Annotated in this window: 18 protein-coding genes; 8 read left to right on the top strand and 10 right to left on the bottom strand. The window is 75.0% G+C overall.

Annotation, left to right across the window (positions count from 1 at the left end; all coding sequences use genetic code 11):
- The first annotated feature begins 30 nt into the window (after window positions 1–30).
- The gene (locus ACIRST_RS38740) at window positions 31–1,215 is read left to right on the top strand and encodes an acyl-CoA dehydrogenase family protein (protein ID WP_350526277.1); all 1,185 of its coding nucleotides are present in this window, start codon (window positions 31–33) and stop codon (window positions 1,213–1,215) included.
- Window positions 1,216–1,293: 78 nt separating this feature from the next.
- On the opposite strand, the gene ACIRST_RS38735 is transcribed toward ACIRST_RS38740, so the two are convergent.
- The gene (locus ACIRST_RS38735) at window positions 1,294–2,532 is read right to left on the bottom strand and encodes a phosphotransferase (protein ID WP_402808794.1); all 1,239 of its coding nucleotides are present in this window, start codon (window positions 2,530–2,532) and stop codon (window positions 1,294–1,296) included.
- 483 nt (window positions 2,533–3,015) lie between these two features.
- Here ACIRST_RS38735 and ACIRST_RS38730 point away from each other — a divergent pair, with 483 nt between their 5' ends.
- Window positions 3,016–4,497, top strand: coding sequence for a hypothetical protein (locus tag ACIRST_RS38730; RefSeq protein ID WP_402808791.1), 1,482 nt, complete (start codon window positions 3,016–3,018; stop codon window positions 4,495–4,497).
- Window positions 4,498–4,641: 144 nt separating this feature from the next.
- Here ACIRST_RS38730 and ACIRST_RS38725 read toward each other — a convergent pair whose 3' ends face one another.
- Window positions 4,642–5,232, bottom strand: a complete 591-nt coding sequence (locus ACIRST_RS38725; protein ID WP_402808789.1) for a hypothetical protein — start codon at window positions 5,230–5,232, stop codon at window positions 4,642–4,644.
- A 287-nt stretch (window positions 5,233–5,519) separates the two neighbouring features.
- Here ACIRST_RS38725 and ACIRST_RS38720 point away from each other — a divergent pair, with 287 nt between their 5' ends.
- Window positions 5,520–7,031 carry a HEAT repeat domain-containing protein gene (locus tag ACIRST_RS38720; RefSeq protein ID WP_402808786.1) on the top strand — a complete coding sequence of 504 codons (1,512 nt, stop codon included), beginning with the start codon at window positions 5,520–5,522 and terminating at the stop codon, window positions 7,029–7,031.
- A gap of 149 nt (window positions 7,032–7,180) precedes the next feature.
- On the opposite strand, the gene ACIRST_RS38715 is transcribed toward ACIRST_RS38720, so the two are convergent.
- A complete protein-coding gene (locus ACIRST_RS38715) occupies window positions 7,181–8,023 on the bottom strand; it encodes an undecaprenyl-diphosphate phosphatase (RefSeq protein WP_396553102.1) in 843 nt (280 codons plus the stop codon).
- Between the two features lie 289 nt (window positions 8,024–8,312).
- Window positions 8,313–9,056, bottom strand: a complete 744-nt coding sequence (locus ACIRST_RS38710) for a class I SAM-dependent methyltransferase (RefSeq protein ID WP_402808784.1) — start codon at window positions 9,054–9,056, stop codon at window positions 8,313–8,315.
- A 143-nt stretch (window positions 9,057–9,199) separates the two neighbouring features.
- Between ACIRST_RS38710 and ACIRST_RS38705 the strand changes: the two genes are divergently transcribed.
- Window positions 9,200–9,793 (top strand): DUF4396 domain-containing protein, encoded by a 594-nt coding sequence (locus tag ACIRST_RS38705; protein WP_402808781.1) that lies wholly within the window; start codon window positions 9,200–9,202, stop codon window positions 9,791–9,793.
- Between the two features lie 169 nt (window positions 9,794–9,962).
- Here the strand turns inward: ACIRST_RS38705 and ACIRST_RS38700 are convergent, their stop codons facing one another.
- Complete coding sequence (locus ACIRST_RS38700; RefSeq protein WP_350526285.1) at window positions 9,963–10,496, bottom strand: PadR family transcriptional regulator; 534 nt, start codon at window positions 10,494–10,496, stop codon at window positions 9,963–9,965.
- Between the two features lie 129 nt (window positions 10,497–10,625).
- Between ACIRST_RS38700 and ACIRST_RS38695 the strand changes: the two genes are divergently transcribed.
- Window positions 10,626–11,393, top strand: a complete 768-nt coding sequence (locus tag ACIRST_RS38695; protein WP_402808780.1) for an alpha/beta fold hydrolase — start codon at window positions 10,626–10,628, stop codon at window positions 11,391–11,393.
- Between the two features lie 122 nt (window positions 11,394–11,515).
- Entirely contained in the window at window positions 11,516–12,439 is a 924-nt protein-coding gene (locus ACIRST_RS38690; RefSeq protein ID WP_402808777.1) for an aminoglycoside phosphotransferase family protein, read from the top strand.
- 71 nt (window positions 12,440–12,510) lie between these two features.
- Here the strand turns inward: ACIRST_RS38690 and ACIRST_RS38685 are convergent, their stop codons facing one another.
- The 5 genes from ACIRST_RS38685 to ACIRST_RS38665 form a co-directional block, all read right to left on the bottom strand.
- Window positions 12,511–13,374, bottom strand: a complete 864-nt coding sequence (locus ACIRST_RS38685; protein ID WP_350526288.1) for a biotin-dependent carboxyltransferase family protein — start codon at window positions 13,372–13,374, stop codon at window positions 12,511–12,513.
- Between the two features lie 135 nt (window positions 13,375–13,509).
- On the bottom strand, window positions 13,510–14,106 hold the full coding sequence (gene pxpB, locus ACIRST_RS38680; protein ID WP_402808806.1) for a 5-oxoprolinase subunit PxpB: 597 nt from the start codon (window positions 14,104–14,106) through the stop codon (window positions 13,510–13,512).
- 146 nt (window positions 14,107–14,252) lie between these two features.
- The gene (locus tag ACIRST_RS38675; RefSeq protein ID WP_350526290.1) at window positions 14,253–15,029 is read right to left on the bottom strand and encodes a 5-oxoprolinase subunit PxpA; all 777 of its coding nucleotides are present in this window, start codon (window positions 15,027–15,029) and stop codon (window positions 14,253–14,255) included.
- A gap of 152 nt (window positions 15,030–15,181) precedes the next feature.
- The gene (locus tag ACIRST_RS38670) at window positions 15,182–15,715 is read right to left on the bottom strand and encodes a hypothetical protein (RefSeq protein WP_402808774.1); all 534 of its coding nucleotides are present in this window, start codon (window positions 15,713–15,715) and stop codon (window positions 15,182–15,184) included.
- A gap of 221 nt (window positions 15,716–15,936) precedes the next feature.
- Window positions 15,937–17,034: an IPT/TIG domain-containing protein gene (locus ACIRST_RS38665; protein ID WP_402808772.1), complete on the bottom strand. Its 1,098-nt coding sequence runs from the start codon at window positions 17,032–17,034 to the stop codon at window positions 15,937–15,939.
- Window positions 17,035–17,219: 185 nt separating this feature from the next.
- Here ACIRST_RS38665 and ACIRST_RS38660 point away from each other — a divergent pair, with 185 nt between their 5' ends.
- Together ACIRST_RS38660 and ACIRST_RS38655 are read left to right on the top strand one after the other, a co-directional pair.
- Window positions 17,220–18,758 carry a hypothetical protein gene (locus ACIRST_RS38660; RefSeq protein WP_402808770.1) on the top strand — a complete coding sequence of 513 codons (1,539 nt, stop codon included), beginning with the start codon at window positions 17,220–17,222 and terminating at the stop codon, window positions 18,756–18,758.
- Window positions 18,759–18,885: 127 nt separating this feature from the next.
- Window positions 18,886–19,761, top strand: coding sequence for a hypothetical protein (locus tag ACIRST_RS38655; protein WP_350526293.1), 876 nt, complete (start codon window positions 18,886–18,888; stop codon window positions 19,759–19,761).
- Window positions 19,762–19,797: the final 36 nt, after the last annotated feature.

Genomic DNA, 19,797 nt, shown 5'->3' with positions numbered 1-19,797 from the left:
GTCGAGGACGCCCTGGCCGGGCTGCCCCGGGTGGTCGACCTGCTCGCCGCCCGCGCGGAGGAGCACGACCGCGACGCGACCTTCCCCTACCAGGGCATCGAGGCGGTCCACGAGGCCGGACTGCTCACCCTCACGGTCTCCCGCGCGTACGGCGGACCGGGCGGCACGCTCGCCGACACCGTCCGGGTGCTCTCCCAACTCGGCCGCGGGGACGCCTCGGTGGCCGTGGTCACCGCCTTCACCCTGCTCCGGCACGCCGAGCAGGCCCGCCGCGCCGACTGGCCGACGGCCGGCTACCGGCGGCTGCTCACGGAGTCCCGACGCGGCCCCGCGCTGGTCAACACGCTGCGGGCGGAGCCCGGCGCCGGACCGGGCGGACTGCCGGAGACGGTCGCCCGGCGGGACGGCGACGGCTGGCTGCTGACCGGTCGGAAGACCTACTGCACCGGCGCCGAGGCACTGGCCTGGATGGCGGTGACCGCGCGGACGGACGAGGAGGAGCCGAGGACCGGCACCTTCCTGGTGCGCGGGGAGAGCGAGGGCCTGGAGATCGACCCCACCTGGGACCAGCTCGGTCTGCGCGCCAGCGCCAGCCACGACGTCGTGCTGGACCGGGTCCGGGTGCCGGCCGACCTCGCGCTCGGCCTCGGCACGCGCGAGCCGCGGAAGGGCGCCGGGAGGAGCGGCGGCGAGCACGCCGCCGGTGCCGGTGCCGGGAGCCGTGCCGAGCACGGCGCCGGGAGCGTCGCCGAGGCCGAACTGTCGCGCGCCTGGCACGATCTGGCCCTCTCCGCCGTGGCGATCGGCGTGGCCCGGGCCGCCGAGTCCTGGCTGGTCCGCTTCCTCGGCCGGCGCACCCCGGCCGATCCGACCGGGCCGTTCGGCACCCCGTCCCGCCACCGCTGTGCGCTCGGCGAGATCGAGGCGCAGCTGATCGGCGCCGAGGAGCTGGTCGAGGGCCTGGCCCCCCGGGTGGACCGGGGCGAGCCGGACGCCGTCGCCAGGACCGGTCCGGCCCACCTGCTGGCCACCCGGGCCGCGACGGCGGCGGTCCAGCAGGCCGTCGCCCTGGCCGGCAACCCCGGCCTGAGCCGGCGCCACCCGCTGGAGCGCTACCTGCGGGACGTGCTCAGCAGCCGGGTGCACCTGGCTGCCGAGGAGGTCGTCCTGGACGCCGCCGGCCGGGCCGCCCTGGAGCGTGGTGCCCGGCCGTGACGGGCCCGTTCGTCGGTGGCGGCCCGGTCCGTGGCGTCCCGGCCGGCGGCGCTGGGGCCGCCGTGCGCGGACGCCGGTTCAGCGCGTCCCGACCGCCGCCCGGACGGCCCGGCGGGCGAGCGCAGCGTCGTCGTAGAGGCGGCGGATCATGATCCGCTGCTCCTCGCCGGCGCCCGGCACGTCGTACAGCCGGATCTCCCGCATCAGCACCAGCACCAGGTTCACCAGGAACGCGTCCCGGGCCATGGTGCCGCCGCTCTGGGCGAGTTGGCTGATCTGACGGCGTGCCGCGGTGTCCCCGGAGAGCACGCTCCACAGCACCGCCAGGTCGTAGCCGGGCAGGTACCAGCCGGCCTGTTCCCAGTCGACCAGCACCGGGCCGGACGGCGCCAGCAGCATGTTGCTGAGCAGGGCGTCGCCGTGGCACAGCTGCATCGGGGTGTGGCCGAGGCCGTGCAGCAGGCCGCGCAGGTCGCCGGCGTCCCGGTCGGTGAGCTGGCCCACCGAGTGGTAGCGGGCGATCTCCAACTGGTAGTCCAGGCGCGGCTGGAACACATCCGTCGGCGGCCGCCACAGGTTCAGCGTCCGGACGGTGTTGAGCAGCGCCCGTACCTCGCCCGGGGTGGGCGCGTTGACCGGGTGGCGCTCCCGGGCGGCCGGGCGGCCGGGGACGCGCTCCATGACCAGCACGCAGCGGTCGTGGTCGGCCGCGACCAGCCGGGGCAGCCGCACCGGCGGGCGGTGCCGGACGAACGCCCGGTAGACCGCGACCTCGTGGTGGAAGTCGGCCACCAGCTGCTCGAAGTACTCACTCCGCACCGCCTGCGGCGCCAGGCACTTGGCGACCACCGGAGCCCGCCCGATGGTGCCCGCCACCAGGATGTGGCGGCTGCCCTCGCGCAGGACCTGGCGCGGGGTGAACGCGGGACATATCCGCGCGACGCCGGCCAGCGCGGCCCGGACCGACGGGGTCTGCAGTGCCGACGGGTCGATCCGCTCCGGCCCGCCGGGCTGGCCGGGCCGCCGGGCGCGCAGCACCTGGCCGTCGGCCTGGCGGGCGAGCGGGATCCGGCCGCCGACCGGCGGAGCGGTCTCGGGTGCGCGCAGCCCCAGCGCGGTACGGCTGGTGGGGCCCAGTGCCGTGCGGCCGGTCGGGACGACCCGGGTGTCCGTGGCCCGGCCCTCGACGCCCCGCGGAGCCACCGGGCGGCTGGCCGGGGGCACCTGCTTGGGGCCGGGTCGGCCGGTGGCTGCGGTGGGGGGGCGCAGCGCGGGGCGGGTCGCGGTCGGCGTGGGGGTCGTCGCTGAGGAGTACATGGGCTGAGGGAGGTCCCTTCCGGTCCGTCGGCGGGGTGCGGCCCCGCGGGGGCGGGGTAGGGCCGGTGCCGTGTGCTTCCTGGCGTGACGGCGGCCCTGCGGGTGGTGCGGTGCGGCGGGTGGTGCGCGGGCGCCGGGCACGGACGCGGGGTCAGGAACCCCTGTTCGGCGTGTGCTCCGGCCGTCCGCACCCTGGGGAATGCGGTCGGCCGGACTGCCGTGGCCGTGCCCGGCGCTCCCGCGCCACCCGGCCGCGCCACCCCCTCGGGTGAGTGCCGGGAGCGTCCCGTGACACCGTCGGGGGACTGCTCCGACGCCGGTGGGACGCCGTCCGACCCGGGGGGCGAGGTGGCGCACCCCTACAACACACCCGTCGGGCACTGGCTTAGTAGTCTGGCGGGCCCTGGCGAACGGTGGCGAATGCTCGCCTGGCACTTGCCGGAGCCTCTAGCCTCGAAGGAGCCGAGGAACCTGGGGGCTTCATTGAGCAGGGGACCCAACACCCGACTCGCCGATCTGTTCGTCCTGACCGGATGGTCCAAGGGCGAACTCGCGCGGCTGGTCAACCGCCGTGGTGCCGCGATGGGGCAGATGCAACTGTCCACCGACACTTCGAGGGTACGGCGTTGGATCGAGCAGGGGGAGATCCCGCGCGATCCGGTGCCGAGGGTGCTGGCAGCCGTGTTCACGGAGCGGCTCGGCCGTGTCGTCACCACTGAGGACCTCGGTCTGGAACGACACCGGCCCACCAGGTCCGGAGCGGAGCCGTCCGCAGCAGTGCCATGGTCGCCGGATCGAACAGCCGCGGTCCTCACCGAGTTCACGGGAATGGACCTCATGCTGAACCGACGTGGATTGGTGGGCGCCGGAGCCGCGCTCACGGCCGGGGCGGTCATCGCCGACTCGCTGAAGGGCTGGCTGGGCGGGGACGCCGTCGCGTACGCGGCCTCCGTGCCCGGGCCGCGACAGGTGGTCACCGGGAGCGGGGCGCGCCCGGTGGTGGACGTGTACGACGCGGGCCCGGTCGGGCTCGACGAGGTGGAGTCGCTGGAGCGCTCGGTGCAGGTGTTCCGGGCCTGGGACGCGGCCCGCGGGGGCGGGTTGCAGCGCAAGGCGGTGGTCGGGCAACTCAACGAGGTCGGCGGCCTGTTGACGCACCGGCACCCGCCCGGCGTGGAGCAGCGGCTGTGGGCGGTCGCGGCCAACCTCGCGGTGCTGGCGGGCTGGATGTCGCACGACGTGGGCCTGGAGCCCACCGCCCAGCGGTACTTCATGATCGCGGCCGAGGCGGCCAAGGAGTCCGGCGACCGGCCGCGGGCCGGCGAGGCGATCTCCCGGGCCGCGCGGCAGATGGTCCACCTGGGCCGGGCCGACGACGCGATCGACCTCATGGCGGCGGCCAAGGCGGCCGGCGGGAAGCCGGCGCCCAGAACGCGCGCCATGCTGAACACCGTCGAGGCCTGGGCGCACGCCTCGATCGGGCACTCCCAGGACACCTACCGGCTGCTCGGCGAGGCCGAGGACCTCTTCGCCGAGGAGTCGCCGGAGCCGCCTCCGTGCTGGATGCAGGTGTTCGACGAAGCCGAACTGCGCGGCATGCAGGCCCTGGTGCTGCGCACGCTGGCCGAGCACGACCGGGCGGCGGCGCCCACGGCGCGCAGGCGCGCGGAGCAGGTGATCGCCCTTCGGGAGGGCACCGGGCAGCTGCGCTCGGCGCTGTTCGACCGGATCACGCTGGCCTCGGTGCACCTGATCACGGGTGAGCCGGACGCAGCGGAGCTGCAGGCCAAGATGGTGATGAACCTGATCGGCCAGAACTCCTCGCACCGGACGTGGGACCGGCTGCGGGAGATGTACCGGCTGACCGCGGAGTACCGGGGGCTGCCGGTGGTGGACGAGCTGCGGGCCGAGCTGGGACTGCAGTTGCGGGCGGCGGACGCCAAGAACCGGCCGCGGCTGACCTGAGGGGCCGGGCCGACGCGCGGGGCCCCGGGGAGACCGGGGTGCCGTGGTTCGCTTCGGCTTCGGTTCGCTTCGGCTCGGCTCGGTTCGGCGCGGCTCGGTGGCCCGGCAGTGTCGCGGCCCGGGTCTGCCCGGCCGTGCCGTGGCTCAGTCCGGCGGTGCCGGGCGGAGCAGCATGCGCAGCGCGGTGACGGTGCCGTCGGAGCCGAGGACGGGTTCGCCCGAGCACTCGACGCTGTCGTGCCGTCCGCCGGGTCGGCGGATCCGCAGGGTGCCGGCGGCGATGCGGCCGTGCACCAGGGCGTCGGTCATCATCCGGCGCAGCAGCGGCCGGTCCGCCTCGGGGAGGCGGTCGGGCAGCCGGTCGAGGCTGAGCGGGCCGTGGTCCGGGTCGCACCCGAGGAGGAGGAAGGTCTCCGCGTTCCAGTGGACGCCGTCGGTCAGCAGGTCCCACTCGGCGGAGCCGAGGACGCCGTCCTCGCCGTCGCCGCCGAGGTAGGGGCCGGACGGCTCCTGCGCCGTGCCGTCCACTCTGCCGTCCGTTCCGCTGTCGGCGTCGCCGCCGCTGCCGTCGTCGCCCGTCCCGTCAGCGGCGCGCTCCGCTCGGTCCGTACCCGGGCCGGCTGCGCAGGAGACGTTCGCGCCGGAGCCGTTCGCGCCGGAGCCGTTCGCGCCCGCCGGGGCGCCGTCCACCGTGGCGGTGCCCGGCGGGCGGGCGGCGCCTAAAGGCATGTTCATGACGGGTCCATCGCTCGGTTCGGCCCGCTTTGTGCGGGTCCCTCGGGTAGTGAGAAGACTGTCGCACAACGTCCTCACCCTCGTGGGCGATTTGGACAGATCGCAGGCAAAATTCCCCTGGCATATGCCACTGTGGCAGCGGGCTCCGTCGCCCTGTGTGCGGAAGCGGGCGCGAGGCGGTAACCTTCGGTGATTCCGGCGCCCGGGCGCCCACCGCAGTACCGACCAGAGACCCCGGCGACGGAAATCCCGTTGCCACTACGACCGCCGCAACGGATGCTGACCTCATGTTCGAGCCAGTGATAGCACCCAGTGCCAGCCTCCTAGGCCTCCTGCAGCGAGGCCGTGGTGACGGGCAGCTCCATGCGCTGGCCGCCGACCGTGCCGAGGCCATCGCCGCGCTGGAGGAGTGTGTCACCAGGGATCCGCGAGCCGACTGGCAGGTCGAGAGCCGCTCCCTCTACTACGCCCGCCTCTACATGGAGCTGGAAGCCCCCCTCGACGGCATCGAGGACCACCTCCACTCCGCCGAGGACCTCGTCACCGATGACGAGGGCCGCACGGGCCTCGCCCTCTCCGTCCTGGGCCACCTCGCCGCGTACGGCCGGCGCGACGCGCTGCTGATGCTGCGCGAGTACGCCGCCACGGGCGCCAACTGGGCCTGGGCCCTCGACGAGCTCGCCCTGCGCGACGACGACCGCGGCCTGCTGCTGCTCGGCACCGCCGTGCTGGACCACTTCCCGCCGGGCCCCGAGGGCGACGCCGAGCTGCGCGAGTTCATCCGCAACGCGTACGAGCCCCGGCCGTGGCGGCTGTGGGCGGCCTACCACCCGAGAGTGGCGGTCGCCGCCGAGCAGTCCCCCTTCGACCTCTGGCAGCGCCAGGTCAACCGCAGCGGGGTCACCCCCGGCTGGTCCACCGCCGACGTGCTGGCCTGGGCCGACCAGGGCGACCTGGGCGGCCTCGGCGCCGGCGCCTTCCTCGGCCGGCCCGACGCCCGGCCGGAGCCCGCGCGCGACACCGACTCCCCGAGCGGCCCCGACGCAGTGGACCGCCGCGCCGCCGCGGCCGCCCGCTGCCTGACCGCCGTCGTGCGGCCCGAGGACCGTCCGCTGCTGCTGGAGGCCGCCCGCAGCGGCCTGCCCGGCGCCCGCCGCGCGGCCCTGCGTCACCTCGTCGAGCAACGCGACCCGGCCGCCGTCGAGCTGATCGAGGCGGCCGCCGCCGACGTGGACGACCGGATCGTCCGGGCCGCCCTGGAGCTGCTCGGCCGGATGCGCGGTCCCGAGGTGCTGGCGCAGGCCCGCCGCTGGGCCGACCCGGCCACCGGGGGCGCGGACAGCGCGCTCGGCGAGGCCGCCGCCCAGCTGCTGGCCGACGCCGGGGAGCCGCAGGACGCGCCGCTGGTGGTCGCCGGGCTGCGCCGCTGGGTCTCCGTGCGGGGGGTCTCCGGTACCGGGCTCGGATCGTTGGTGGACGGTGCGGGGCGGCTGGCCGCCGCCGACGCCGTACCGGTCCTGCGCCACATCTACGGGGAGGCGGCCTCCTCCGAGCTGCGCGGACGTGCCGCCCGGGCGCTCGCCACCACCGACGTGCACTTCCCCGAGGGGCCCGCCGTCGAGTGCCTCTGGGACTGCGAGGAGTCCACGCGTGAGCTCGCCGCGCGCCATGTCGCCACCACGGGCGACGCGCGTGTGCTGGAGCGGTTGCGCAGGCTCGCCGCCGACCCGGCCGAGGAGGCCGAGGTCCACGCCGCCGTGCGCGGCCGATTGACCGCAGCCCGGGAGTTCGGGCGTTAGGTCCTCGACGTTTCAGTGGGCCGGGACACCGTCGGGTGTCCCGGCCCACTGCTTTCTCCGGAGCCGTCCGGCCGGATCCGCGCCGCTCCTCGGAGGTGGCGGTTCCGAGCCGCGGTGATCCTGCGGCGCGCTGGTTCTGAAACGCGGTTCTACTTCACCGAGCCCGCGTCCGGGGTCAGGACGCCGCCGGCCACCAGTCCGACGATCAGGACGCCGAGCAGCACCCGGTACACCACGAACGGCATGAAGCTGTGCGTCGAGATGTACTTGAGGAACCAGGCGATCGCCGCGTAGCCGACCGCGAAGGCGATCAGGGTGGCAAGCACGGTCGGACCCCAGGCGGGTGCCGGGCCCTCGCCGATCTTGAACAGTTCCAGCGTCCCCGAGGCGAGCACCGCCGGGATGGCCAGCAGGAACGAGTAGCGGGCCGCCGCCTCCCGGCTGTAGCCGAGCAGCAGGCCCGCGCTGATCGTGCCGCCGGAGCGGGAGACGCCCGGGATCAGCGCCAGCGCCTGGGCGAAGCCGTAGATGCCCGCGTGCGGCAGCGTGAGGTCACTGATCGGACGGGCGTGGCGGACCGCGCGGGTGCGGTCGGCGAAGGCCAGGATCAGGCCGAAGACGATCAGCGTGGTGCCGATGATCCGCAGGTCGCGCAGGTGGGTCTCGATGGTGTCCTGGAACAGCTTGCCGAGGATGCCGATCGGCAGGGTGCCGATGATCACGAACCAGCCCATCCGGGCGTCCGGGTCCGAGCGCAGTGCCGGGCGGACCAGCGACCGCGCCCAGGTCTTCACGATCGCGGCGATGTCCTTGCGAAAGTAGATCAGCACCGCCGTCTCGGTGCCGAGCTGGGTCACGGCCGTGAAGGCCGCGCCCGGGTCGTCCCAGCCCAGCAGCGCGGAGAAGACCCGCAGATGGGCGCTGGAGGAGATCGGCAGGAACTCGGTGAGCCCCTGGATCAGGCCGAGGACGGCCCCGTGGAACCAGTCGATCACCGGGCACCCGCCGGGGGTATCCGTCGGGTAGTGGGCAGGGGCGGCATGGGCGGGTCCTTGCGGGTCGGAAGGGGCGTGCGGACGACCGCGACCCGCCCGGCCCGCAGGCCGCGCGCGCCCGGCGCGCGGCTGATGGTACGGGGTGAAAGTGACAGTTCTTTGTTCACCCTTTGTTCGGCCTTTGCGTGCAGGGCCCTTTCCGGCCGCGCAGCGGGGGCGCCCCGGTCCGCGGCTCCGTCCGGGGCCTGCATCCGGGGCTACGTCCGGGGCTACATTCGGGCCGCTCCTACTCCGACGCCCGCTCCCCGGCCTGCTCGGAAGCCTGCGCCGGGACCCGCTCCGAGGGGCGCGCCCGGACCCAGGTGCGGTCCTCCGTCAGGTAGTGCTCGACCGTCAGGCCGGCCTCGGCCAGGGCCTGCTCGAACACCTCGGTGCTGAGCGGGCGGGACAGGAAGGTCTGCGTCCAGACGCCGTCCGGGAACTCGTACTCGCAGCGGACGGAGTTCACGCCGTCGCCGACCGGAGTGGCGGAGACGAGCCGGGACCACGCGCCGGGGCCGATCGCGGTCTCGCGCGGCACGTTCAGGTGCCAGTCCTCGCCCTCGCGTTGCACCAGCACACAGCCGTCCTCGGCGACGTGGCGGCGGCACGTCTCCAGCAATCTCTGACGGACCGTCACATCACCGGCGTGCACCAGGAAGGAGGCGAGCATGACGACGTCGAAGCGTTCGCCGAGGTCCAGTTGCTCGATCGGGCTGCGCACCGTGCGGACGTCCCCGCGGACCCGGGCCAGCATCTCGGCGGACTCGTCCACGGCCGTCACGGTGAAGCCGCGGTCGGTCAGCGGGTGCGTCATCCGGCCCACGCCGCAGCCCAGTTCGAGGATGTGTGCGCCGGGCGGCACCGCCGCCTCGATGACGTCCGGGGCGTTGCCCGCGGGGAGTCGGCTCCACACTTCGACGGCGCAGCCGTCCGGCGTGATCGCGCCCTCGCCCGTTCCGTCGTAGCCCGTGCGGCGGTCGTCAGTCATGCCCCTCATCCGAACACGGATGGGCGGGCGGGGGAAGGGGGCGTCTCCGGGGCTTGCGAGATACCCCTAGGGGGTATAACTTCGATCACCGACGGAGCGAGGGAAGCGGCGCCGGACGGGCGTCAGGGCAAGCGGAGGACGACATGGCACACCCCGCACAGCACGAGCACCACGGTCACCATGAGCAGCACGAGCAGCACGGCCACCATGGACAGGACGGCCGGCCCGGGCAGGACCATCGCGGGCACGGTCACCAGGGGCAGGGCGGGCACGACCACCACGCCGCCGCCGGGGGCGGAACGAGCTGGCGGACGGCCGCGCAGGCGACCCTGCACTGCCTCACCGGGTGCGCCATCGGCGAGATCCTCGGCATGGTCCTCGGCACCGCCTTCGGCCTGCACAACGGCGCGACCGTGGTGGTCTCGATCCTGCTGGCCTTCGTCTTCGGCTACGCGCTGACCATGCGCGGCGTGCTGAAGGCCGGTCTGGACGTCGGGGCCGCGGTGAAGGTCGCGCTGGCCGCCGACACGGTGTCGATCCTGGTGATGGAGCTCATCGACAACACCGTGATGGTCACCGTCCCCGGGGCGATGGACGCGGGCCTCGGCGACCTGTTGTTCTGGGTGTCACTGGCGGGTTCGCTCGTCCTGGCCTTCGGGCTGACCGTGCCGGTCAACAGGTGGATGATCGGCCGGGGGCGCGGGCACGCCGTGGTCCACGCCTACCACCAGCACTGATCGGCCACCCGCCGGTGCCGATCGCGCACCCGTCGGCCATCCACCGGCACCGATTGCGCACCAGCCGGTGCCGATCGCACTCCGGAATACGTGCCGGAGATCTCCGCCCGCTGCCCGTACCGACCGCTCGCCGGCCGGTGCGGGCAGCGGCGCCTTCCGGTGCGCCCAGTTATCCCTCGCGGCCCTCAAGCTCCGCCAATGTCGCGTGCAGCCAGCCGAGTTCGGCCTCGGTGGTGGCGCGGGCGATCAGCAGCTGGCCGCGCCGGAACGGGTCGGGGAACTCCTCGGCGCCCATCGGGCGGTCGCCGTCGTAGAAGAAGCTCGCCGGCTCGGACAGGAACGCCAGCCGGCGGCGGAGCACGGCCGCCTGGGCGGTGGGGTCGTCGAGGTGGCGCAGGAAGGCGAGCAGGGTGAACCAGCGGTTCTCGTCGCTGATGTCCAACTGCTCGGGCTCGCGCAACTGGTCGAGCAGTGCGGCTCGGCCGGCCTCGGTGAGGTGCAGGGTGTGCCGGGGTGCGGCGGCGCTGCCGGGCTCGGTCCGGCGGGTCAGGAGTCCGGCGGTCTCCAGGCGCTTGATCGCGGGGTAGAGCGTTCCGTCGCTGATCGGCTGGACGTGCCCGGAGAGCGCGGAGAGGTGGCGGCGCAGCTCGTAGCCGTGCAAGGGCCGGTCGTACAGGAACCCGAGGATCGCGAGCTTGAACATGGGGCCACCCTCTCACGGCCATTCCTCGATCCGCGGGTATATCGAATGCGGGGTACCTCGATGGCGAGGTATGGTCTCGACGTTCCCGGGAGCCCCCGGTGTTCCCCTTCCGGAAGAGGAGTCCGTGCGATGCGCCATGCCCCCGTCACCCCCGGCGGCGACCTGATCCGCTGGGTCGAACTGCCCGGCGCCGAGCCGGCCCGGCTCTACCTGCACGGTCTGGGCGCCACATCGCCCGTCTACTTCGCCGCGGCCGCCGCCCACCCGCTGCTGGCCGGGCGCCGCTCGCTGCTGATGGACCTGCTCGGCTTCGGCATCAGCGACCGCCCGACGGACTTCGGGTACACGCTGGAGGAGCACGCCGACGCGGTCGCGGCGGCGGTGCGGGCGGCCGGGCCGAGTCGGGTCGAGGTGGTCGGCCACAGCATGGGCGGCGCCGTCGCGATCGTCCTCGCGCACCGGCACCCCGGTCTGGTCTCGCGGCTCGTCCTGGTGGACGCCAACCTGGACCCGATCGCGCCCGACCGGCAGCGGCTCGGCAGCAGCGGCATCGCGGGCTACACCGAGGAGGAGTTCCTGGCCGGCGGCCGGGCCGAGGTCGCCGAGCGGGTCGGCCGGTTCTGGTGGTCCACGATGCGGCTGGCCGGCCCGGAAGCGCTCTACCGCAGCGCCCGCTACGTCGCCCGCGCGACGGTCCCGACCATGCGCGAGCTGCTGCTCGGCCTCGACCTCCCGCGCACCTTCCTCCACCCGGCGGCGGACGGCGAGCCGGCGGGTGCGGACGGGCTCCGCGCGGCGGGCGTACGGGTGGTCGCCGTCCCGGACTGCGGGCACAACATCATGCTCGACAACCCGGACGGCTTCGCCGCCGCCGCGGCGGAGGGGCTCGGGGCCTGACCCTGGTCGGCCGGGGGCGATGGACGCCGCCCCGGCCGCCCCGTGCCGACCACGCCGCCTCGGCCGGGCCGTTCTAGGCTGACCGGACCGTCCCGTGAGACCGCCCGAGAGGAGACCGTCCGATGACCGTCGAGGTCCCGCCCGCCCTGGCCGCGTCCCTGACGGAGTTCCTCGGTGCGACGGGCCGCGCCTGGGCGCTCCGACTGCCCGCCCTGGCCCGCGAGTTGCTCGACCGGTGGGAGTTGCGCCCGGACGGGCCGGCCTCGCACGGCGTCGTCGGTCTGGTGCTGCCCGTACGGTGCGCCGACGGGAGGCGTGCCGTGCTCAAGCTCCAGCCCGTGGACGAGGAGACGGCCGGCGAACCGCTCGCCCTCCGGGCCTGGGGCGGGCGCGGCGCCGTGCGACTGCTGGACCACGAACCCGACTCGGGCTCCATGCTGTTGGAGCGCCTGGACCCGACGCGCTCGCTCCTCGCGCTGCCCGACGATCTCGCGGCCGTGCGCGTGATCGCCGATCTGCTCAGCGAATTGACGAAACGTCAAGCGCCCCCGGAACTGAGGACGTTGACCGACCTGGCGGCTCGGTTGTCGGACCGTGCCGCGGCGGCCGTCGCCGCCCTCGACCACCCGGAGGAGCGCCGCCTGCTCGCCGACTGCGTGGCCGCCCTCCGCGAGGTGCGCGCCGAACCCGGCGACCGGCTGCTCCACTGGGACCTCCACTACGGCAACGTCCTCGCCCCGCTCCCGGGCAGCGGCCGCGCCCCCTGGCTGGCCATCGACCCCAAGCCGCTCGCCGGGCACCCCGGCTTCGAGCTGCTTCCGGCGCTGCGCAACCGCTGGGACGACGCGGTGGCCACCGGAGACCTCGCAGGGGCGCTGCGGCGGCGCTTCGACCTCCTGACGGAGGCGCTGGAGCTGGACCGCGAGGTCGCGGAGGCCTGGACGCTCGCTCGGGTGCTGCAGAACGCGGCCTGGGCGGCCGAGGAGGGTGAGACCGCGCTGGATCCGGCCCAACGGGCCATCGCCGAGGTGCTGTTGGGACGCTGAGCCGCACCGGACCGCACCGAGGCGTGCCGTCGACGCGCCCGCGGCGGCACGAACCGCACCGAGGAGCGCCGTCAGCGCTCCCGCAGCGGCACGAACCGCACCGGCGTCCCCGGCCGGGCCTGCGCGGCGGCCGCGAGGTCGGCGGCCGGGACGACACCGATCACCGGATAGCCCCCGGTGGTCGGGTGATCGGCCAGGAAGACCACCGGCTGCCCGTCCGGCGGGATCTGCACCGCGCCCGACACCATGCCCTCGCTGGGCAGTTCACCGTCCCGGGCCCGGGCGACCGCCGGGCCCTCGGTGCGCAGCCCGACCCGGTTGCTCGTCGAGGAGACCCGGTACCCGTCGCGGCCCAGCCTGGCCACCGCCTCCGCCGTGAACCAGTCCGCGCGCGGCCCGAGCCGCAGCCGCAGCACCAGTTCGGCCGGGGGAGCGGGCAGCGGCACCAGTTCGGCCCGGGCCCGGTACGGTGGCGCGGCGCCGACCGGCAACCGGTCCGCGGCGGCCAGCGGGGCAGGCCCGAGGCCGGAGAGCAGGTCCGCCGAGCGGCTGCCGAGCACCGGGGGGACGGCGATCCCGCCGGCCACCGCCAGGTAGCCGCGCACCCCGTCCGTCGCCGGTCCCACCTCGACCACGGCGCCGTCCGGCACCACGACCGGCGCGCCCCACGCCGCCGGTCGCCCGTCCACCCGGACGGGCGCGGGTGCGCCGGTGACCGCGACGACCACCGTCCCGACGGCCCGCAGTGCGACCCCGCCGAGGGTGGTCTCCAGCCCGGCGGCCCCGGGCTCGTTGCCGACCAGCCGGTTCGCCGCCCGCAGGGCCGGCTCGTCCAGCGCTCCGGCCCTGGGCACGCCGAGGTGGGCGACCCCGCGCCGCCCGAGGTCCTGAACCGTGGTCAGCGGTCCGGGCCGCACCACCACGAGTTCGCTCATCGCCGTCTCCTCCCGTCGGCCGCCGGAGCTCCGAACGGCCCTTCGCCCATCCTCCCGGCCGTCGGTCCGATGCGGTGCCGCGTCAGCGGGCCGAGCCGGCGCCGCCCGCCCGGCCCGCTCATCGGCCCGGCCCGCTCACCCGCGCTGCGCCGTGAAGCGGACCCGGACGCCCGGCGCCAGCAGGGCCGGAGGGTCCCGGTCGGTGTCCCAGAGCGGGAGCGCGGTGCGGCCGACGAGCTGCCAGCCGCCGGGGGAGGGGTGCGGGTAGACCCCGGTGTACGGGCCGGCCAGGGCGACCGAGCCGGTCGGCACGGAGCTGCGCGGAGTGGCCCGGCGCGGGACCTCGTACCGGCCGGGCAGCCCGGTGAGGTAGCCGAAGCCGGGGGCGAAGCCGCAGAAGGCGACCACGTACTCGGGCTCGGTGTGGATCCGGACGGCCGCCTCCTCGGAGACCCCCCACAGTGCGGCGACCTCGGCCAGGTCGGCGCCGTCGTACACGGTCGGGACCTCCAGCGCCGGCCCGCGCTCCGCCCCGGCCGCCGCGGCCGCCGTCGGACGGGCGGTGCGCAGCAGCCGTGCCACGGCGTCGACGTCCGCGACGCCGTCCAGCAGTACCGTGCGGGCGGCCGGCACCAGCTCCTCGACCGCGCCGAGCGCGCCCGCCTCCCGCTGCTCGCGCAGCCAGCCGTACAGGGACGTGACCTCGGCCGTGCCGGGCAGCTCGATCAGCAGTGCCCGCTCGCCGACCCGCCGTACCGGCCCGAGCGGCTGCCCCGATCCACCCGGCCGCGCAGCGTCAGGCCGTGGTTCGGCGCTGCTGCCGCCGCTGTCGCTGTCGCTGTCGCCGCTGTCGCCGGGGCCGGCGTCGCCGTCGGCCGTCACGTGAACGCCTCCACCCGGACCCCGGCCGAGGCCAGGGCGCCGCGCACCCGCCAGGCGAGCTGGGCGGCGCCGGGGGTGTCGCCGTGGACGCAGAGCGACCGGGCCTCGACCGTGATCCGGTCGCCGCCGACGGCCTCCACCGCGCCGTCCCGGGCGATGTCGACCGCGCGGGTGATCACCGACTCGGGGTCGTGCACCACCGCGCCGGGTTCGCGGCGCGGGACGAGGGTGCCGGTGCGGGTGTAGGCCCGGTCGGCGAAGGCCTCGGCGACCACGGGCAGTCCGACGCCCTCGGCGACCTGGAGCAGCCGGGAGCCGGGCAGTCCGAGGACGGGCAGCGGACCGTCGCAGACCGCGCCGGCCCGCAGCACGCCGGCCACCACGGCCTCGGCCTGGTCCGAGTCGGCGACCACCCGGTTGTAGAGGGCGCCGTGCGGCTTGACGTAGGAGACCTTCGAGCCGGCGGCGCGGGCGAAGACCTGGAGGGCACCGATCTGGTACGCGATCTCGTCGGCGAGTTCCTCCGGGGGGACGTCCATCGCGCGGCGGCCGAAGCCGGCGAGGTCGCGGTAGGAGACCTGGGCGCCGATCCGGACGCCGCGCTCGGCGGCCAGTGCGCAGACCCGGCGCATCGTCGAGGGGTCTCCGGCGTGGAAGCCGCAGGCGACGTTGGCGCTGGTCACCACCGACAGCAGGGCCTCGTCGTCGGTCAGCGTCCAGCGTCCGAACCCCTCGCCGAGGTCCGCATTGAGATCGATCACCGCATCGGCCACGCCCGTCCGCCTCCCAGCAGCTGTTGAGCCAGATGGTAGGGCCTGCGGGTGAAGGCCGTTGTCCGTGACCCGGGCCCCACCGGGCCCTCGGCGTGCGACCGGGCCCGCACGCCCCGGGGCGGCGCCACACGGGGCCTGCGGGCCGGGTCGGCTCAGCGCGCGGGCGCCGGTTCCTCGAAGGAACGTTCCAGCGGACGCAGGGCGCGCAGCACGAGCAGCAGCGGGATGACGCCGAAGACTCCGAACGACATGTCGATGAATCTCCACACCAGCGGGATGCCCCGCAGCGGCCCGCAGATCAGGGCCAGTGGGATGACGGCTCCGCAGGCCAGTGCGGCCCAGCGGATCACCCAGATGTTGCGGACCGGGTCCTTCAGCGGCCCCCAGAAGGCGGCGCCGATCACCAGGTGGGCGAAGGCCAGCCAGTCGGTGCCGTAGGCCAGGAAGGGGTAGCGCTCGTCGGTCTCGACGATGCCCGTGTGGACCCGCACGAACCAGGCCGTCGCGGCGGGGAAGTGCTCGGCCAGCGGGGCGGCCGGGCCGGTCACGAAGTCGACCAGCAGGCGGGTCTCGGTCTCCAGCGGGAAGGCGGTCAGACCGCTGAGCACCAGGCAGACCAGGAAGAACCACAGCCAACGCCGGACCTTGCGAAGGACGACCGCGGGGTCGTCGTCCGTCTCGTACACCTCTGCACCTCCGAACTGCAGGCGGAGCCTTGTCCCGTCTGCGCGGAACCGACTCTAGACCCTCCTTTTGAACATGTTCAACTCTCTTCCGGCGGCCCCTGGCGGACCTCCGGCGGACCCCGGTCGGGCCCTGGGCGCCCGGCGCCCCCGGGAGGCCCGCGAAGTGTCCGGAAACGCGAAGGTGCCCGGGTGCCGAGGCACCCGGGCACCGACGGTGGTCGCTACGCCGTGTAGGTGTACGTCACCGGCGCGCTGGTCCCGCCCGCCGTGGTGACCGTGACGTTCGCCGCCCCCGGCAGGGAGCCCGCCGGAGCGGTGGCCGTGCAGAAGGACGGGCCGCAGGACACGTGCGTGGCCGGCACCCCGCCGAACGCGACCGTCCCGTACGTCAGGTTGCTGCCGATCACGTTCACCCGGGTGCCGCCGGCGACCGGGCCGGTGGCCGGGCTCAGGCTGGTGACCGCCGGCGCGGGCGGCGCCGGGGGAGCGGCCCCGGTGTAGTCGAAGCCGGCCGGCGCGGCGGCGGTGCCGCCGGGCGTCACCACGCTGACGGGAGCGCTGCCCGAGCCGCCCGGCGTGGTCACCGTGCAGGCGGTGTCGGTGCAGGTGCCGGGCGCGGGGACGCCGCCGACCAGCACCATGCCGTGGGCGAGGTTGCTGCCGCTGACGGTCACCGCGGTGCCGCCGGTGCCCGGGCCGGTGGTGGTGTCGAGGCCGGTGACGGCCGGGGCGGCCTGGACGGTCGCCGGCAGGTAGCCGCCGGTGCCGAGGTCGTAGCGGGAGACGTGGCCGGTCGGGCCGGTGTCGTTCGGGTTGGCGGCCGTCACCGTGATCACGCCGGTGATCGGGACGCCGGGCGTGGTGCTCAGGTTGAGCTTCATGAACTCGCTCTTGCCGACCACCCGGGTGCCGGTGAGGACGGCCTCCAGGTGACGGTGGTCGGGCGAGAGGGTCGTGGTGAAGGTGTAGTCGTACGGCGTGGAGTAGAACATCGCGCCGTCGGTGGTGACGCCGGGCGGCAGGTCGACGGTGAAGTGCGTCGGGCCGGTGAGGTCGGCGGTGCCGGCGGACACCCAGCTCGCCGACATGTTGCCGGTCTTGAAGAAGCCGCCGGGGTAGTTCCCGCTCTGCGACACGGTCACGTGCTGCGCGGAGGTCGAAGCCGCGGCGGTCGGCGTCTTGGTGACCGGCGTCTTGGTGGTCGGTGCCTTGGCTGCCGGCGCGGCCGCGGCGGCGCCGGCGGTGAGGACGGCACCGGTGGTGAGCGTGGTCACGGACAGCGCGACGGCGAGGCCGGCTTTGGCCAGTCGGGTGATCATAGGTCGATCATCACCGAACCATTGCGCGGCCCCCACGGGTTTCTCGAATGTCGGTTCGAGAATGGCGGAATACCGTCGAAACCTCGTTCTGAAAACGATCCCCGGACCGCCGCCCACCTGCCGCTGCGTCCGGCCGCAAGGTCCGTTTCGGTCGATGTCGGTGCGAACCTCTAACCTTGTCCTCCGTGACCGCCATCGCAGACCCGTCCACCGAGCCCGGCATCCGTCCGTCCGCCGGCCCGGCCGTCGCGCGCCCCGCGCCCGGCCCCGCCGCCGACGAAGGACTGGCCCGCCGGCTCAAGGCGCTGGCCTGCACCGCCCCGCTGCACGACCTGGACAACCGCAAGGTCAACCTGGCCGGCGAGTACGGCGGCTACGCGATGGCCGAGGTCGGCCTCGCCGCGATCGACCTGGTCACCCTGAACATGGACTTCGACACCGGGGCCGACCGCGACACCGTCCTCGCCCGCCTGCTGCCGAGGGTCGCCGCCCAGGCCGCCGGCCGTCCCGCCGCCGAGCACGAGCGGGTCGCCCGCTGGGTGCTGGAGTCGCTGATCAACGTCGGCAGCGTCGACCGCGGCTTCCGCGCCGTCTACGGCACCTTCGGCGCGGACGGCGCGTACGTGCGCCGCGACTACGACTTCAAGCTGATCGAAGAGGTCCCCGGCCCCGACGGCGGCGTCTACCTGCGCACCACCGACGAGGCGGTCAACGTCCTGGTCGGCGCGCTCGACACCGACGTCACCTCGGCCCAGATCGCCGCCGAGGTCAAGCTGGAGGTGCTGATCCGCCGCGGCCGCCTGGCCGACGCCCAGCTCGCCGCCGAGCAGGCCCGCTACCGCACCGTCCAGTACGCCGAGACGCTGCGCCGCGCCCTCGACGCGACCCGCCGCAACGTCCGGGCCGTCGACTGGATGCGCGCCGTCCCGGACCTCATCGAGGAGGCGCTGGACCACATCGCCGACCGCTACCGGCACGAGAACGCGATTCTCACCAACATCCGCAAGGCCCGCGACGAGGCCGAGGACCCGGAGCACAAGCGCCGTGCCGCCGAGCTGGTCGACATCGTCAAGGACTGCATCCGCCGCCACACCCAGCTGCAGACCCGCCTGCTCGAAGCCGGCCCGCTGTTCCGCGCCGAGCAGGACCGCCAGGCCTTCGCCACCCCCGGCGCCCGCAGCGGCATCGACCTGTACGGGCAGCTGCTCGCCCCGGTGCTGCGGCTGCCGGTGGAGCAGGCCGTCCGCCCGACCGGCGCCTTCTTCGCCCGCGGCGTCGGTCTGCGCACCCCGGTCTCGGTCCGGGTCGCCGACCTGGTCGACCTCCTGCTCACCCCGCCGGTCGAGCGCGAGCACCTCGGCGCCGAGCTGCCCGACCCGGACCTCGTCGCCACCCCGGACGACAGCCGGTTCTCCGAGGCCCAGCTGGAGGCCGCGCTGGTCCTGCTCGACCTGCCCGCGGACGCCCCCCGCCGGCTCTCCGGCCTGCTCGCCGACGCCCGCAAGCAGGACCCGGACCTGCCGTACCTGGTCGCGCTGCTCGCCGTGCACGCCGCCAGCCCGCCGGTCGGCACCGCCTACCGCCAGGGCGAGGAGCGGCTGCTCTTCGCGGTGGACGACGGCACCCCGCTGCGCGACCCGGAGTTCGGCGGCGCCGACCTGATCGTCGGCAGCGCCCTGCTCGACGCGGTCGGCATGGCCGCCGACCGCAAGGACGCCGGCTGACCGGCCGGGACGCACCGCCGGAACGCCCGCCGTGACGCACCGCCCGAACCCCGAACGTGACGCACCACCCGAACACCCGCAGCGACACCCCGAACACCTGCAGCGACAGCCCCGAGGAGCACCGCCCGTGACGACCCACCACGACACGTCCTGGGCGACCGAGACCGAACCGGCCGCCCCCGCGCCGATCACCCCGGCCGACGTCGCCGACGCCGCCCGGCTGGTCTCCTTCGGCCTCCAGGCCAAGCTGCTGCCCGCCCGGGACGTCGAGTACGCCGAACTCGTGCGCCGCCACCGCGAGGACCCGCCGTTCGCCCGGCTCGCCGACGCCATCGCCACCGGCATGGGCCTGGTCGTCCTGGAGGTCTCGCCGCGCGCAGGCATGGCCGTGGCCGCCGCCGAGGACTCGCTGTTCGCCGTCCGGATGGGCGACTACTCGCGCCGCGCCGCCTCCGAGTCCACCGACCGCTTCCTGCACGGCCTGGCCCACCTGGCCGTCGCCGCGATGGCCTTCCCCCGCCCCGAGGACCTCGCCGACGACGCCTACCTCGGCCGGATCACCGTCAACGGCGTCGACTCCTTCGTCCGCCAGGCCTGCCGCCGCCTGGAGGAGCAGGCCGACGTCGAGGGCGCCAACACCGACCCGCAGTCCGACGCCCCCGGCCTGGAGGCCGCCTGGCGGGTCTGGGCCCGGCGCACCGCCACCGGCGCCACCAAGGACGCCCGCCGGCTCTCCGGCTCCACCATCGGCATCGTCGCCAAGGCCGTGATGTTCCTGGTCGACTCCGGCTTCCTGCAGAAGGTCTCCGACGACTCCGGCGGCACCTACCGCACCACCGCCCGCTACCAGCTCCAGGTCCGCGACCTGGCCGGCAGCGCGGCCATGGCCGAACTGCTCGACCTGGGTGTCGTCCCGGTCTCCGACGGCACCGCCACCCTGCTGCCGCCGGACACCTCCGACGAGCTGGTCGCCGACGCAGGCCTGCCGTTCCACTCGCTCTGACAACCCCATAGACGCACCCCACAGACGCACGGAGAA

The sequence above is a fragment of the Kitasatospora sp. NPDC101447 genome, from assembly GCF_044767225.1.
Taxonomy (GTDB): Bacteria; Actinomycetota; Actinomycetes; order Streptomycetales; family Streptomycetaceae; genus Kitasatospora.
The sequence above is the reverse complement of the archived record's forward strand: the minus strand, read 5'-3'. Positions and strand labels throughout refer to the sequence as shown.